Raw genomic sequence first — 15,490 nt, 5'->3', positions numbered from 1 at the left:
CCATTTTGTAGTAAAATTTCACGAAATACTCATTTTTAAGGAAATCCATATGGCGCTGCATCCAGTAGTCGAATCCGTAACAGCGCGCATCATCGCGCGCAGCCGGCCATCGCGCGGCGCCTATCTGGCGCATCTGGATGCGGCCCGCATCCAGGGCGTACAGCGCGGCGCCCTGTCGTGCACCAACCTGGCGCACGGCTTTGCCGCCTTTCCCGCCAACGACAAGCTGTCGCTGAAGGAATACAAGAAGCCGTCCGTGGCCATCGTGTCCTCGTACAACGACATGCTGTCGGCGCACCAGCCGTTTGAAGGCTTCCCGCAGATTATCAAGCAAGCTGTGCGCGAAGTGGGCGCCGTCGCCCAGTTCGCCGGCGGCGTGCCCGCCATGTGCGATGGCGTGACGCAAGGCCAGCCGGGCATGGAACTGTCGCTGTTTTCGCGCGACACCATCGCCATGTCGACGGCCGTGGCGCTGTCGCACAATATGTTCGACTCCGCCCTGTACCTGGGCGTGTGCGACAAGATCGTGCCGGGCCTGTTGATCGGCGCGCTGCACTTCGGCCACTTGCCGGCCGTCTTCGTGCCGGCAGGTCCGATGACATCGGGCCTGTCGAACCAGGAAAAAGCCAAGGTGCGCCAACTGTATGCGCAAGGCAAGGCCACGCGCGAAGACTTGCTCGAAGGCGAGTCGAAAGCCTACCACGGCGCCGGCACCTGTACCTTCTACGGTACGGCGAACAGCAACCAGATGCTGATGGAAGTGATGGGCCTGCATTTGCCGGGCGCCGCCTTCATCACGCCGAACACGCCGCTGCGCGATGCGCTGACGGCCGCCGCCGCCCAGCGCGCCGCCGGCATCACGGCGCAAAGCGCCAATTACTTGCCAGTCGGCCATATTGTCGACGAGAAATGTATCGTCAACGCCGTCGTGGGCTTGCTGGCCACGGGCGGTTCGACCAACCATACCTTGCACCTGGTGGCCATCGCCAAGGCGGCCGGCATCGTCATCGACTGGAACGATTTCAATGAACTGTCGGCCATCGTGCCGATGCTCACGCGCATCTACCCGAACGGCGACGCCGACGTGAACCATTTCCACGCGGCCGGCGGCACCGGTTACCTGATCCGCGAACTGCTGGATGCGGGCTTGCTGCACGAAGACGTCAACACCATCCTGGGCCACGGCTTGCGCGCGCACTGCATGGAACCGTTCCTCGGCGAAGACGGCAAGGTCTTCTGGAAAGATGCACCGGCCGCCAGCGCCGACGAAAGCGTGCTGCGCCCCGCCTCGAACCCGTTCGCACCGGACGGCGGCATGGTCCTGGTCGCAGGCAACCTGGGCCGCGCCGTGATGAAGGTCTCGGCCGTCAAGCCGCAGCACCGCACGGTGGAAGCGCCGGCGCTGGTGTTCAATTCGCAGGAAGATTTCATGGCTGCCTACAAAGGCGGCAAGCTGGACCGCGACTTCGTCGCCGTGCTGCGCTTCCAGGGCCCGCGTGCCAACGGCATGCCGGAACTGCATGCGCTGACGCCGGCGCTGGCCAACCTGCAGGATGCGGGCCGCCACGTGGCGCTGGTCACCGATGGGCGCATGTCGGGCGCGTCGGGCAAGGTGCCGGCCGCCATCCACGTCTCGCCTGAAATCCTCGCCGGCGGCCCCCTGGGCCTCGTGCGCGACGGCGACATCATCCGCCTCGACGCCTTCACGGGCGTATTGGAGGCGCTGGTGCCGGCCGACGTCTGGCACGCGCGTGCGCTGGTCACGGCCGACCTGTCGCCGAACCACGTCGGCATGGGCCGCGAGCTGTTTTCCATGTTCCGTTCCACCGTCAGCGCGGCGGAAGAGGGTGCCACCACCTTCGGCCTGCCGTCGCCGATCCCCACCACCGTCGCCTTGCACGACGCCGACAATGTCGGCGATACCGTACCGGGTTCCGATGAAGACTTTTTGGCTAGGAAATAAGAGATGACCATGACACTACTGGAAATTATGCGCACCTCGAGCGTGATCCCCGTGATTGCGATCGACGATCCTGAACACGCCGTACCGCTGGCGCGCGCGCTGGTGGCGGGCGGCATCCGCGTGCTGGAAGTAACCCTGCGCACCAAGCACGGCCTCGAAGCGATCCGCGCCATGTCGGCCGTGCCGGGCGCCATCGTCGGCGTGGGCACCCTGACCCGTCCCGAGGAATTCGCGCAGGCGCGCGACGCGGGCGCCGTCTTCGGCGTCTCGCCAGGCCTGACGTCGGCGCTGGTGGCGGCGGCGAAAAGCAGCGGCTTGCCCTTGCTGCCAGGCGTGATGACGCCGGGCGAAGTGATGGCGGCGCGCGAAAACGGCTTCCAGCAGCTGAAACTGTTCCCGGCCGTGCCGGCGGGCGGCATCGGCATGCTCAACGCCATTTACGGCCCGCTGCCGGACATCACGTTCTGCCCGACGGGCGGCATCTCGCAAGAGACGGCGTCGCAGTTCCTGGCGTGCAAGAACGTCGCCTGCGTGGGCGGTTCGTGGCTGACGCCGAAAGACGCGATCGCGGCCGGCAACTGGGACCGCATCACGGAAATCGCCAAGGCAGCCAGCGGTTTACGATCCGCGTAAGCGGCACCGGAGCGGTAAGCTTGCGTGCTTGCCGCTTTTTTCTTCTGACGGAGTGCCATGCGCGTCTTGCGCCGCCCCCTCACCATCGGCGAAACCGCCATGGCCCGCAGCGTCTTCCAGGGCGCCATCGACTACGCGCGCGTGCGCGTCGTGCGCGGCTCCTTTTTACCGTTCGGCTTGCAGGACCAGAACACGGCGATGACGCCGCGCGGCAGCCTGCACTTCATGCCGGCCCAGTACCGCGACGATTTTTCCCGCGAAGGCAACGGCGGCAAGCTGTTCTTCATCCACGAGATGGTGCACGTGTGGCAGTATCAGCTTGGCTACAGCGTGCTGCTGCATGGCGTGCTGCTGGCCCTGTGCGGCGGCTACATCCGGCAGCGCGCCTACCGCTACGACGCGCAGGCGGGCGGCGTTCTGTCCGACTTCAACATGGAACAGCAGGGCGACCTCATCGCCCACTACTTCGGCGCGCGCCAGCTGGGCATCCCCGCCTACGTGGCGAAGCTGCCGCAACTGCAGGAGATCCTGCAGGGCTTCCTGCTCAATCCCGCCGACCGCCGCCTGCTGCCGCGCTGACGCCGCCGTTACTGCGCGTTCGATGCCAGGCGCGCGTCCGGCGCGCGCAGGCTGGCCGCCGCATCCTTTCCCAGCAATAAACGCAGGTCGGCGCCCGTGCCGATGCCGCTGTCGCCCGCCGCTTGCAGCTGCGGCATGCCGCCCAAGGCGAGGGCCAGGGCGGCAGCCGCCTGCGCATGGCCGGGCCGGTAGACGATGCTGCTGGCCTGGACGCCGTATGGCCGCTGGTTGCCCAGCCGCAGCACGCTGATGCCCATGCCGCCCAGCATGCCGCGCATGCGCGCCGCCATCCCCGTTTCGCCATTGCCGTTGATGACTTCCAGCCGTGGCAGCGGCGCCAGCGGCGCTGCCGGCTTCACGGGAACGGGCACGGCGGCGCGCGTCGCCACGGGAGCGTCGCGCCAGCTCAGCGCGAAGATATTCGGCTGCAATTGCGTCAGTTGCAGGCGGCTGGCCGGCGCCGCTGGTGCGGGCGCCGGCGCCAGGTCGGGCGCGATGACGTCCGCGGTGACATCGACGGCATCGACCGTGCTGACACTGCGCGCCAGCGCCGCGATGGCCAGCTCCAGGTTGGCGCGCGCCGGCTGCTGGCCGTTGTCGAGCTGCAGCGACTGGCGCAGCACGCTTGCCGCCTGCGCGTAATCGCCCTGCAGATACAGCACGTAGCCGAGGTTGTTGTAGGTCCTGGCCGTGGGCGCTTCCTGTGCCAGCGCCTGCAGCATGGCGCGGGCCGTTTCCAGCTGGCCCAGCTGCGCGTGCAGCACGGCGGCGCCATTGCGCGCATCGGCCGAGCCGGGTTCAAGCAGCAGGGCTTCGCGGTACGCGGCCAGCGCCGCGCGCGAGTCGCCCAGCTCCTGCAGGCGCTTGCCCAGCTTGCAGAACGCGGTGCTGCGGGTGGCGGGGCTGTCATCGATGCGCGCCTGGGGCGGCGCAACATGGGTGCCTTGACCGCCCTGGCTGGCCGGACCCGGCAGGTGGCCGCAGGCGGGCAGCAGGCCGGCGCAGGCGAGCAAGAGCATCAGAGGAGTGTGCTGTGACATGGCGGTTCTCCGGTCAGTTGCCGCTGCCCATGCTGGGCAGGAGCACGCGGTAGATTTGCAGGAAGGCTGGTCCCATCAGGACGACCAGCAGCGACGGGAAGATGAAAAAGATCAGCGGAAACAGCAACTTGAGGGCGATCTTCGCCGCTTCTTCCTCGGCCATCTGGCGGCGCTTGGTGCGCAGCTGGTCCGACTGCACGCGCAGCGAGGCGGCGATGCTGGTGCCGAAGCGTTCGGCCTGGATCAGCATGGCCACCAGCGCGTCGACATCCTCGACGCCCGTGCGCAGGGCCAGGTTGCGCAGCGCCCGCTCCCTGGTGTTGCCGGCGCGCAGTTCCAGCATCACCAGGTGGAGTTCCTCGGCCAGCACGGCGCTTTTCAGGGCGATTTCCGCGGCCACCCTGGCCAGTGCCGCATCCATGGCCAGGCCCGCTTCCACGCACACCGTCATCAAGTCCAGCGCATCGGGAAAGCTTTCGAAAATATCGCGCTGGCGCCGCTTGATCATTTGCGCCAGGACAATATTAGGCAGGTAGTAGCCGACGGCGGCGACGATCAGCAGCCAGAACAGCAGTGCCTTGCCCGCCATCTGGCTGCCCGAGGCGCTCAGTCCCAGGAACAGCAGCAGGGGCAGGCCGATGGCCAGCATGGTCTTGGCAGAAAAGAACAGGATGGGCGCCGACGCCTGGCGCAAGCCGGCATTCATGAAGCGCCGGCGCATCACGGAGCCTTCCCAGCCCTGGTCGGGCAGCGACAGTTTGGCCAGGGGGCCGCTCAGGCGCACCATGCGCGCCAGCCAGGGGCTGGGCGCGGAGGCGCCAGGCGCTGCCGCGCTCTTGCCGGTGGCGTTGTCCATGCGCTGGCGCATGGGATCGGGTGCAAAGCTGCGCATGGCCACCAGCACGGTGCCGAAGACGGCAATGAAGAGCAGGGCGAGGAAGGCGAAATGGACGGGGTTCATGAGGATTCTCCTTGCGGGCTCAGACACGGATGCGGATGATATTGCGCATGACCAGGACGCCGCACACCATCAGCAGCAGTGCGCCGACGAGCATCTTGCGTCCGCCCGGGTCGACGAACAGCATTTCCAGGAACTGCGGATTGGTCAGGTGGATCATGGCCGCCGCGCCGAAGGGCAGCAGCGACAGGATCCAGGCCGACAGCCGGCCTTCGGCCGACAGCACGCGCACCTGTCCCAGCAGCTTGATGCGCTCGCGGATGATGCGGCTGATGCTGTCGAGCAGTTCGGCCAGGTTGCCGCCCGTTTCGCGCTGGATCAGCACGGCGATGACGAAGTAGCGCAAGTCCGTGCTGGGCACGCGCGTGGCCAGGTTCATCAGGGCATCCTGCATGGCGATGCCGAAATTGACTTCGTCGAAGGTGGCGCGAAATTCCACGGCCAGCGGCGCGTTCATTTCATCGCCGACCATTTTCAGGGCGGTGGGAAAGGCGTGGCCGGCGCGCAGGGCGCGCGCCATCAGGTCCAGCGCATCGGGTAATTGCTGCTCGATGCGCTGCAGGCGCTTGGCCTTGGCGCGCAAGACCACCAGCAGCGGCAGCAGGGCCGCGCCGGCCACCAGGGGCAGGCGCAGCAGCCACGGCACGCTGAAGTAGCTGAGCAGCAAAAACGCCGCGCCGGCCGAGGCCAGCATCACGCCGGCGAAGCTGGCCACGCTCCAGCTCAGGCCCGACTGTTCCAGCAGGCGGTCGAGCGCATGCACGCGGGGCACGCTGAGCAGCACGCGCTGCAGGGCCGGGGTGTCGCTCAGCAGGCGCTTCTTGATCATCGAACTGCCCGCGTCGCCATGCGCGCCGGCCGACATGATGCGCAGGCGGCGCGCGACCCGTTCCGCTTCCGGGCCGCGCGACGTGTTCCACGCCAGGTACAGCCCCTCGATCAGCAGCACCACGGCGATGAAGGTGAGGATGGCGAATACGTAATAGAGATAGTCCATGATGCTCCCCTTAATGGTACTGGCGGGCGGGATCGAACAGGGTTTCCGGCAGGCTGATGCCGAAGGCGCGCAGACGTTCCAGGAAATGCGGCCGCACGCCGCTGGCATGGAAATGCCCCTGCACCGTGCCGTCCTCGCCGATGCCCGTCTGGCGGAAGGTGAAGATTTCCTGCATGGTGATCATCTCGCCTTCCATGCCCGTGATTTCCTGGATCGAAATGATCTTGCGCTTGCCGTCCGTCAGGCGCGCCACCTGCACCACCACGCTGATGGCGGAACTGATCTGCTGGCGCATGGCTTTCACGGGCAGGCCCGCCGAGGCCATGCTGATCATGTTTTCCAGCCGCGTCAGCGCGTCGCGCGGGGTGTTGGCGTGGATGGTGGCCATCGAGCCTTCGTGGCCCGTGTTCATGGCGCCCAGCATGTCGAGCGCCTCGGCGCCGCGCACCTCGCCCAGGATGATGCGGTCGGGGCGCATGCGCAGCGCGTTGCGCACCAGCGCCCGCTGCGTCACTTCGCCCTTGCCCTCGATGTTTGCCGGCCGCGTTTCCAGCCGTACCACGTGCGGCTGCTGCATCTGCAGTTCGGCCGCATCCTCGATGGTGACGATGCGTTCGGCCGTGCTGATGAAGCCGGAAATCGCATTGAGCATGGTGGTCTTGCCGCTGCCCGTGCCGCCCGAGATCAGGATGTTGACCTTGGCCTTGCCCAGCGCCTGCAGGGTGGTGCTCATTTCCTCCGTCAGGCTGTGCTTGAGCATCAGGTCGGCCAGGCGCAGGGGCTGGGCCGAGAAGCGGCGGATCGACATCACTGGGCCGTCGATGGCCAGCGGCGGGATGATGGCGTTCACGCGCGAGCCGTCGGGCAGGCGCGCATCGACCATGGGGCTCGATTCATCGATGCGCCGCCCCACGCGCGAGACGATCTTGTCGATGATTTTCATCAGATGGGCGTCGTCGGTAAAACAGACGTCGCTCAGCTCCAGGCGGCCATGGCGCTCGACGTACACCTGGCGGTAGGTGTTGACGAGGATATCGGACACGCCGGGATCGGCCAGCAGCGGTTCGAGCGGGCCGAAGCCGAGCACCTCGTCCTGGATGTCGCGGATCAGCGAGCGCCGTTCCAGCTCGTTGATCACCACATTGTCTTCCGTGAGCACGTCGCTGACGAGGATTTTCAGCTCTTCGCGGATCTGTTCGCGCGACAGGCGCTGCATGCCTTCCAGGTCGACGCGGTCGAGCAGCGCCTGGTGGGTGCGGTGCTTGAGTTGCTGGTAGCTGTGGCTGGCTGCGCCCTGGTGCGCGGCATCGTCGTTCAGGCTGGCGTCATCCTGGGCATAGCCCAGGCGGTCCCGCAGGGTGAGTTTTTCGGCAGTCATGGTCGGTCTCCGGTGTATGGGGGTATCTGGTTGGAACCTCAGGCACGCGCCAGCAGCCGCGCCACCCAGCCTTGCGCGGCTGGCGGGGTTTCGCCGGCCAGGCTGGCGGCCAGCTCCTGCAGTGCGCGCGAGACGGGATTGTGCGGGGCCAGCTTGAGGATGGGCACGCCCTGGCTGACGGAGGCCGCCACCGCCTCGTAGTGGTTGGGGATGGATTTGTAGACGTGCTTGCCATACGCCGCTTCCAGGTCGGCCACGCGGATGCTGTCGCTGCTGGCATAGCGGTTCAGGATCAGGCGGATCTTGTCTTCGCGGTAGCCGAGACCGCGGAACACGTCGAGCAGGCGCTTGCCGTCGCGCACGTACGGCAAGGTTGCCTGCAGCACGGGGAAGATCAGGTCGGCCCGGTCCAGCGCGCGCACGCTGACGGCATCGAGGCCGCGTCCCACGTCGAGCAGGATGTAGTCGTACTGGCTGCGCGCCAGGCTCAGCAGACGGTCGATATGGTCCGCTTCGATGTCGGCCGCGTGGGCCGGATCGTCGGCGGCGGCCAGCACGCTGTAGGCGGGCGTGATCTGGATCATGCTGGCGTTCAGCAGCGAGGCGTCGAGGCGCACGATCTGCTGCGACAGCTGCGACAGGGTGGTGGCCGGCTTGTGGTCCGAGACGAACAGGGCGGCATCGCCGAACTGCAGGTTCAGGTCGAACAGCGCCACCTTGCGCTGCTCGCCGGCGGCCAGCGCGTAGCCGAGGTTGGCGGCGATGAAGGTGGCGCCGCTGCCGCCCTTGCACGAGACGAAGGCCAGTACCTGGCCCTTGCGCGTGACCTGCTTCTGCAATTTTTCCTCGATGCGGCGCAAGGCGGCGCACAGGGCCGCGTCGTCGTCGGGCTGCAGCACTTCGCGCACGCCGGCACGCATCGAGCGCAGCAGGAATTGCGGACTTTGCTGCGGGCATTGCACGATGATGGCCAGGTTCGGATGGCGCCCGCCCAGCAGCTCCAGCCGTTCCAGCTCCGCTTCGCCCGCCTGCTCCTGCTCCAGCAGCAGCAAGTCCGGCGTGACGCCGTTGTCGAAGACATCCGGTATGCTCGCCAGCAGCGTGACGCGGTCGGCCGCGCTGCGTTCGCGCAGCAGGCGGGTAAGCCGCTTGAGCTGGGCTTCATTTTTCGAGACGATGACGATATTCACTTGATACTCCCCGGTAAAGGCGTTCAGTTGATCTGGAAGCCCAGGCTTTCGGCGTGCATGACCACCACCGAGGCGGGCACGGCGATATTGAGAAAACCGAACAGGCTGACCATCGGCGTATAGCTGACGTTGTCGATCGACACGCGCACGCTGTCGATGCAGCTGGCCGTGCGCGTGTTGTCGCCGCAGGCCGACAGGTTGTCGCCCGGGTCCAGCGGCGGCGAGGTCACTTCGGCGCCGCTCTTGTTCAGGTAGCGGATGGTGATGTTGGCGGCCGTCAGTTCCGGCGCGGCCGGCAGGGCCGTGCCGCCGAACAGGGCCAGCGTCTTGATGGCGTCGGTCTGGTCGATCCAGCGCACCACCGCTTCGCGCGCGGCGCGGCGGCTCACTTCCTGCACCGTGTTGTACAGGTACAGCATGCGGCCAAATTCGAGGATGCCGAACAGCAGGGTGAAAAACAGCAACGCCACCAGGGCGAATTCGACGGCGGCGGCGCCGTGCTGGCGGCCGGCCCGGGGTGCAAGCGGAAGGCGGTGGCGCATGGCGTTCTCCTTACAGCATGTAGCGCATGGTGGTGCGCGGCGACAGCGGCGTGGCATAGCTGCTGGCCGCGCCGATGACGAAGGGCAGGTACTGGCCCACCGACAGCGTGTAGTTGACGACTTCGACGCGGATGCCGCCCGGCGCCGTGCCATCGGTGCAGCTGCTGTCGTTGAAGCTCGCGTCCAGGCAGGTGACCGTCACATTGGCCGTGGTGAAGCCGCTGATGCCGGCGCTGACGGCTGCATCGACCACCGTCTGCCTGGCCGCCGGCACGCCCTGCGAGGCGATGCCGGCCTTGGCCTTGACGGACATGTTGCGCGCCGCGTCGCGCGTGGCCTTGGTCAGCGCGTCGTAGTACCAGAAGGCGCGGCCGAAGCCGAAGATGCCGGCCAGCAGGGTGACCAGCAGGGCCAGCACGATGCCGAATTCGACGGCGGCGCCGCCGCGCTGCCTGAGGGGGGGAAGGGGGATGCGCATGGCCGCCTCACTTGTAGAGTTTGATTTCGGAATTCGGCACGGGCTCGATCAGCCCCGCGAACTCGACGTCGAGGCGCGCGCCGCCGCTGAAATCGGCCTTCATCGTCATGAAGAATTTGCCGATGCCCACCGCATCCATGGCGCCGCACGAGGCCGGTCCCACGGGCGCCGTGCGGCAGTCGACCAGTACCACGTTGAGGATGCGCCGGTTGTTGCGGCCCGGATGGGCTGCCGAGGGCGCCTGGAACGTGGGACCGCTGGTCTGGTTGTACGGCGAAGGCGGCGTACTGGCAGGAAAGCTTGCGCCGGGGCTGACGGGGTAGCTGGCCGTGTCGAAGTAGTTCGCCTTGGCCGTGCTGTACATGGGATTGGCGTTGGCGTCCGCGACGCTATAGGCTGTGCCGGCCTTGGCCGGGGTGGCGCCGTTGCTTTGGTAGGCGGGGCCGTAGGACCACAGCACGCCGTAGCCGGCGAACTGCGCCTGGGCCGCCGTCACGGGCGTCGTGAAGGTCGGCGGCAGGCGGTAGTTCGGCTTGCTGCCGGACAGGCTGACCGATTGCTGGCTGGGCAGGGTGCTGGCGCCCGGTTCCATCCAGCCGGTGGGCGGCGAGTTGGCGGCGCTGGCGACGCAGGGCGACGAGCCGCCATTGCATGGATATTCCTTGATGTTGGTATCGGGCGGCGCTGTGGCGGGATCGCACACGGATGGTCCGCTGTAATCGTCGAAGCGCGAATTGAGGGCCGCTGCGATCTTGCCGGCGCTCAAGCCCGTGTTCGTGTAGACCTTGCCCGAGCCGCTGCTGACGACGGCGCTGCTGCCCGTGCACATGAAGGGCGCGGTGGAATTGGCGCTGGCATGCGACGCGTCGCAGGCGCCAGGGGGCGCATCGACCGGGTTGATCAGGTAGGGATCGGACGGGCCGCCCAGCGGATTGAGGCCGAACAGGTTGTAGGTGACGCCGCGGCGGAAACCGAATTCCAGCAGTTCCGTCAGGCCCGTGCCGGCCGGCGCGGCCGGATACGTGTATTGCGCCGTCTTGTTGGCCGGATCGACGGCGCACACGCCGATCGGCGTGACGTCGTTGACGAAGCGGCCCGCCACCGCCACGCCCGAGGTGCTGGTGCTGGCGATGCCGGCGATGCCCATCAGGTAGGTGGCGAAGGTCTTGCTGCCCGTGTCGACGCGGATGAAGGTCTGGCCCTGGGGGCTGGTGCGGGCGCTGGCGCCGGACGACCAGGGGCCGTCCGGGCTGGGGCCGAAGCTGATGTTGGCGGCCGTCAGGGTCAGCGCGGTGGAAAAATCGTAGCGGTTCTTTTGCGCGATGGCGATGGCCTTCGTCTGCGCGTTGTCGATGCCGCCGGCGCTTTGATCGAGTTCCAAGGCGCCTGCCAGCGCCGAGCTGTCGGCGCCGTTCTGCAGCTCCGTCTTGGCGATGTACAGGTGGCCCAGGTCCAGCACCAGGCCGCCCATGGCAAACAGTACCACCAGGGTCAGTCCCAGCACGATGGCGATCGCGCCCTGCTGCTTGTCGTGCCTGCGGAATGCGGTGTTCATGGCTGTCTCCTGGTGGCCTGGGGGAAGTGCATCGCGGGACTGGCGCCTACTGGCGTCCGCCCACGCCGATGGTGAAGACATTCGGTTGCGGGTCCGGCGCTGCGAACGATTTCTGGTAGCGCTGGTAGGCGCTGGCGCCTGCCTTGCCGTCGATGCCGCTGACGGGGTTGGCATTGCGGTAGGCGTCCGGATACATGATCTGCTGCGCCTTGAGCAGGGCCACCGATTCGCCGAAGTGCGAATCGAGCACGGGCGTGGTGGTGGCGGTGCAGCCGGCCAGCAGGCATACCAGGGCGGCGCAAGGCAGGCAATGTGCGGTTTTCATGGTGTTCTCCTATTTGAGGTCGAAGCCGGCGGCAGGCTGGGGCGCGGCTGCTTGCGGCGGCATGGGGGCCGCTGGTGCTGGTTCCTGTGCCGCTGCGGGCGCAGGGGCGCTGCCTTCCATTTTTCCCTGCATGAACATGTCGCCGCGCGTCGGCTGGATGTAGCCGTCGGTGGGCAGCTTGTAGTCGGGCGGCAGCGGCTTGACCAGGTGCGGCGTGATGATGAAGACCAGTTCCGAGCGGTCCGTCTGGAAGTCCGTGCTGCGGAACAGGGCGCCCAGCACGGGCACTTCGCCCAGGCCCGGCAAGGCCTTGATATTGCTGGTCACGTTGTTCTTGATCAAGCCGCCGATGGCGAAGCTCTGACCGTCGAACAGCTGCACCGTGGTGGTGGCGCGCCGCGTCGTAAACGAAGGCAGGACGGCCGTGGCCGAGATGCCGGTGGCCGTGATGCCGATGCCGTCCTTGTTCAGGTCCGACACTTCCGGCGCCACCTTCAGGTTGATGCGTCCCCCTTCGAGCACGGTGGGCGTGAATTTCACGGCCACGCCGAATTCCTTCTCTTCCAGGGTGATGGTGGGTACGCCGCCATTGTTGGTCTGGCTGACGGGGATGAAGATTTTGCCGCCGGCCAGGAAGCTCGCCTCCTGGCCGCTGATGGCCATGATGTTCGGTTCGGCCAGCACCTTGATCAGGCCATCGCGTTTTTGCGCGTCGAGGTTGAAGAAGTTGTTCTTGCTGGCGCCGCTCAAGCCGCTGGGATTGTTGCTGAGCAGGCTGGACAGCAGCGAATACGACCAGCTGCCGATGGTCTTGTTGATGCCCAGGCTGGCGCCCAGCTGGTCGACCAGCACCTTCGACACTTCGGCCACCTTCACTTCCAGCATCACCTGCTGCGGCGCGGCGATCGACAGCAGGTTGATCACGCGCGGCATGCCCGCATCGGGCGCGGCGGCGGGAGCGGCGGCGCCTGCGGCCGGCGCTGCGCCGGAGGTGGCGCCGCCGCTGCGGCTGCTGCGCTGCACATAGGCGTTGGCCAGCGACAGGGCCTGGTCGGCCTTGACGACATCGCTGACCATGCCCGACAGGATCAGGGTGTCGCCCGCCACCGTGACGTGGATCTTTTCGTTCGGCAGCAGCTCGGCCATGCGTGCCTGCAGGCTGCTGCTGTCGATGCCGACGGCCAGGTCGATGATGGTGGCGTCATTGCTCTTGTTCCACAGGATCAGGTTGGTGGTGCCGACGGAGCGTCCCAGCAGGTACACCTCGGTGGGGTTGAGCAGGATCACGTCGGCGATGCGCGGATCGCCGACGGACATGCGGCTGGCGGCGAACGGCAGGCGCACCAGGGTTGACTTGCCTTCGGCCAGGCTCATTTGCGGTGCCATCTCGGTGCGGCCGGCGCGCGATTCGCTTTGCGGCGGCGTGGACTTGGGACGGACGGCGGCCCGGCTGCTCCTGGCGGCGCCCGTTTCGGCAGCGGCAGCGGTAGCGGCCGTGGCGGCGACTGGCTCGGCGTGCGCCCGGGGCGCCAGGGCGCCGATGGCGGCGATGGCAAGCGCCAGGCGCAGGCCCCGGATGCCGCTTGCTGTGCGATATGTACTCATGGCTAGGCTCCTCTGGTGCAGGTTAGAATTGTTGGGAGCTGCGTTCCAGCCCCTTGATGACATCGACGCGTGGACCGGCCTGTGGCGCAGCTGCTGCGGCAGGACGGCGGCGCGGGAGCGGCTTGGCTTGCACCATGGCGGCGGGGGCCGCCATGGCGACTTTTTCATCGAGCAAACTGGATTTGGTGGCGCCTTCCGTGTTGACGGGCTTGTCCTCGACCTGGTTGCGCAGCACCAGCGACAGGGTGCCTACGCTGCGCGCCAGGTCGAGTTTTTCCGCTTGCTCCGGCGTCAGCTCCAGGGTCACGGCGTTGACCACCTTGGGCTTGGTGTCGTCGCGGCTTGATTCCTGGGCGATGGCCAGCACGAGGATGCGTTCGAGCACGATCTTGGATATGTTCGGATCGCGGTCCGGCGTCTTGCGCGCCCCTTCGCCCTGGGTGTTGACGAGGATGTCGACGAAGTTGCCTGGCAGGGCGAAGCCGGCCACGCCCACCACGTCGTTGACGCGCACGGTCATGGCGCGCTTGCCCTCGGCGACGACGGCCGACAGGCCGCCTTGCGTGCCGGGAGGCGCCAGCTTGCCTTCCATGATCGGTTCGCCGTGCTGGATGCTGGTGCGCGTGACGCGCGTTTCCAGCAGTTTCGGATCGTTGATGGCGCCCGGCGGCAGCGCGTTCGATGGCCAGTCCACCATGCGGACCATGTCGGGCGTGAGGCGCGCGCCCAGGCTGATGTCGACCTGGGCCACGGCCACCTTGTTGATGTTGCCCGAGGCTTGGGCATTGATCCAGCGCGCGGCCACGATGACCGCGGCGAACGCCAGGATGACCGCAATGGCCATCATCGTCAGAGCGCGTGCGTTTCTCATTTTGCTTCCCCTTTGTGCTGGACCGCTGCCGGTCCGTTATGTGTGCTTGCAAGGTCGTCATCGCTGCCGAAATAGTTTTTCCATGCCCACAGCAGTACTTCCGGATTCAGCTGCGCCGCGTGGTCTTCATAGCGTGCCTGGTCGCACACCTGCGCCAGGATGTCGCGCGGATAGCAGGCCAGCAAGGGCCGCTGGCACTGGCTGTGCAGGTGCAGCAGGTAGGTGTAGGAGGCTTCGTCGAAATTGATGCCCAGCTGGGCGCAGGTGCTGCGGAACACGGCCAGGTAGTGGTAGGCGCTCAGGGGGCCCACGTGGATCTTGTAGCCGATGCGGCGCAGGAAGGAGTCGTCGGCCAGGTGCTGCGGCGCCAGGTTGGACGAGAACACGACGATGACGTCGAAGGGCACGGGGAATTTGTAGCCCGTGTGCAGCGACAGGTAATCGATATGCCGCGCCATCGGCACGATCCAGCGGTTCATCAGCTCCACGGGCGAGCAGCGCTGGCGGCCCAGGTCGTCGATGATGAAGATGCCGTTGTTGGCCTTCAGGTGCGGCGGTGCCTGGTACAACCGGTTGCCCTGGTCGAATTGCAGGTCGAGCATGTCGAGCGTCAGCTCGCCGCCCGTCAGCACGGCGGGGCGTTCGGCGCGTACCCAGCGCGGGTCGGATGGCACGGAGCCGCCGTGCGACAGCGTGTGCAGCATGGGGTCGAGGAAGGGCAGCACTTCGCCGTCGACCATCACGGCATGGGGCAGGGCGATGGCGCCGCTGAGCAGGCCGTTCAGGCGCTCGGCCAGGTAGCTCTTGCCGCTGCCGGCGGGGCCGTGGAAGAACAGGGCGCGGCCGGAATTCATGGCCGCGCCCAGCTGGTCGAGCACGGCCGAACTGGCCACCACGTCGCGAAATTCGCGCTGCACGTCGTCGCGGGTGACCTGCATGTCCGCCACGCTTTGCGCCAGCACCTGGTTGCTGTAGTCGGCCAGGGTGACTGGGGCGGGACCGCTGTAGGCATTGCGGCGCATGTACTCGGCGGCGCGCAGGCGGCCCTGGTCGCCCAGCAGGTAATACAGGTCGGCGTCGGTGCCGCTGCCGCCGTTGCGGCGCGCTTCGCACAGCTTTTCGGCGCGCATGAAGGTCAGCAGCGGTTCGAGCACGCCGGCGCCCAGTTTCACGTGCGTCGACAGGGCGGGCAGGCCGATCTGGCCGCGCAGGAAAAGTATCTTGACCAGCAGTTCGACCAGGAACAGGAAGGGCAATCCCGTTTCCTCGACCGTGCGTGGCGCGCGCCTGGCCGCCGGCTCGATGCCGCCGCCGTCGCTGCGTTCTGGATAGGTGTCAGGCATGATAGATACTCCTCTTGCTTGGGTGGCAGGTGA

Annotated in this window: 15 protein-coding genes; 3 read left to right on the top strand and 12 right to left on the bottom strand. The window is 67.0% G+C overall.

Translation table 11 applies throughout. The features are described from left to right. Window positions 1-49 precede the first annotated feature (49 nt). Genes edd through BZG29_RS22600 form a run of 3 tightly spaced genes read left to right on the top strand, consistent with a single transcriptional unit; the run spans window position 50 to window position 3,175 of the window. Window positions 50-1,963: a phosphogluconate dehydratase gene (edd, locus tag BZG29_RS22610; protein WP_077407748.1), complete on the top strand. Its 1,914-nt coding sequence runs from the start codon at window positions 50-52 to the stop codon at window positions 1,961-1,963. 3 nt (window positions 1,964-1,966) lie between these two features. Further along, window positions 1,967-2,596: a bifunctional 4-hydroxy-2-oxoglutarate aldolase/2-dehydro-3-deoxy-phosphogluconate aldolase gene (eda, locus tag BZG29_RS22605; RefSeq protein ID WP_070260457.1), complete on the top strand. Its 630-nt coding sequence runs from the start codon at window positions 1,967-1,969 to the stop codon at window positions 2,594-2,596. Between the two features lie 57 nt (window positions 2,597-2,653). After that, window positions 2,654-3,175 (top strand): hypothetical protein, encoded by a 522-nt coding sequence (locus BZG29_RS22600; RefSeq protein ID WP_077407746.1) that lies wholly within the window; start codon window positions 2,654-2,656, stop codon window positions 3,173-3,175. 8 nt (window positions 3,176-3,183) lie between these two features. Here BZG29_RS22600 and BZG29_RS22595 read toward each other — a convergent pair whose 3' ends face one another. The 12 genes from BZG29_RS22595 to BZG29_RS22540 are packed head-to-tail and all read right to left on the bottom strand — an operon-like array spanning window position 3,184 to window position 15,457. Continuing rightward, a complete protein-coding gene (locus BZG29_RS22595) occupies window positions 3,184-4,215 on the bottom strand; it encodes a LytR C-terminal domain-containing protein (RefSeq protein WP_077407744.1) in 1,032 nt (343 codons plus the stop codon). 13 nt (window positions 4,216-4,228) lie between these two features. Next, window positions 4,229-5,176 carry a type II secretion system F family protein gene (locus tag BZG29_RS22590; protein WP_077407742.1) on the bottom strand — a complete coding sequence of 316 codons (948 nt, stop codon included), beginning with the start codon at window positions 5,174-5,176 and terminating at the stop codon, window positions 4,229-4,231. Between the two features lie 19 nt (window positions 5,177-5,195). Further along, on the bottom strand, window positions 5,196-6,170 hold the full coding sequence (locus BZG29_RS22585; RefSeq protein ID WP_077407740.1) for a type II secretion system F family protein: 975 nt from the start codon (window positions 6,168-6,170) through the stop codon (window positions 5,196-5,198). Between the two features lie 10 nt (window positions 6,171-6,180). Next, the gene (locus BZG29_RS22580; RefSeq protein ID WP_077407738.1) at window positions 6,181-7,548 is read right to left on the bottom strand and encodes a CpaF family protein; all 1,368 of its coding nucleotides are present in this window, start codon (window positions 7,546-7,548) and stop codon (window positions 6,181-6,183) included. Window positions 7,549-7,586: 38 nt separating this feature from the next. Beyond that, window positions 7,587-8,738 carry an AAA family ATPase gene (locus tag BZG29_RS22575; RefSeq protein ID WP_077407736.1) on the bottom strand — a complete coding sequence of 384 codons (1,152 nt, stop codon included), beginning with the start codon at window positions 8,736-8,738 and terminating at the stop codon, window positions 7,587-7,589. 23 nt (window positions 8,739-8,761) lie between these two features. Further along, window positions 8,762-9,280, bottom strand: coding sequence for a TadE family protein (locus BZG29_RS22570; protein ID WP_077407734.1), 519 nt, complete (start codon window positions 9,278-9,280; stop codon window positions 8,762-8,764). A 10-nt stretch (window positions 9,281-9,290) separates the two neighbouring features. Then, entirely contained in the window at window positions 9,291-9,758 is a 468-nt protein-coding gene (locus tag BZG29_RS22565) for a TadE/TadG family type IV pilus assembly protein (protein ID WP_077407732.1), read from the bottom strand. 7 nt (window positions 9,759-9,765) lie between these two features. Continuing rightward, window positions 9,766-11,313 (bottom strand): Tad domain-containing protein, encoded by a 1,548-nt coding sequence (locus BZG29_RS22560; RefSeq protein ID WP_077407729.1) that lies wholly within the window; start codon window positions 11,311-11,313, stop codon window positions 9,766-9,768. Between the two features lie 46 nt (window positions 11,314-11,359). Next, entirely contained in the window at window positions 11,360-11,638 is a 279-nt protein-coding gene (locus BZG29_RS22555) for a hypothetical protein (RefSeq protein WP_077407727.1), read from the bottom strand. A 9-nt stretch (window positions 11,639-11,647) separates the two neighbouring features. Next, the gene (locus BZG29_RS22550) at window positions 11,648-13,243 is read right to left on the bottom strand and encodes a type II and III secretion system protein family protein (RefSeq protein WP_077407725.1); all 1,596 of its coding nucleotides are present in this window, start codon (window positions 13,241-13,243) and stop codon (window positions 11,648-11,650) included. 22 nt (window positions 13,244-13,265) lie between these two features. Further along, a complete protein-coding gene (gene cpaB / locus BZG29_RS22545; protein ID WP_077407723.1) occupies window positions 13,266-14,114 on the bottom strand; it encodes a Flp pilus assembly protein CpaB in 849 nt (282 codons plus the stop codon). Then, complete coding sequence (locus BZG29_RS22540) at window positions 14,111-15,457, bottom strand: ATP-binding protein (protein ID WP_216350325.1); 1,347 nt, start codon at window positions 15,455-15,457, stop codon at window positions 14,111-14,113. The genes cpaB and BZG29_RS22540 overlap by 4 nt, the downstream gene beginning before the upstream one ends. Between the last annotated feature and the right edge of the window lie 33 nt (window positions 15,458-15,490).

It is taken from the genome of Janthinobacterium sp. LM6 (genome assembly GCF_002002885.1).
In the GTDB taxonomy this organism is placed as follows: domain Bacteria; phylum Pseudomonadota; class Gammaproteobacteria; order Burkholderiales; family Burkholderiaceae_D; genus Janthinobacterium; species Janthinobacterium kumbetense.
The sequence above is the reverse complement of the archived record's forward strand: the minus strand, read 5'-3'. Positions and strand labels throughout refer to the sequence as shown.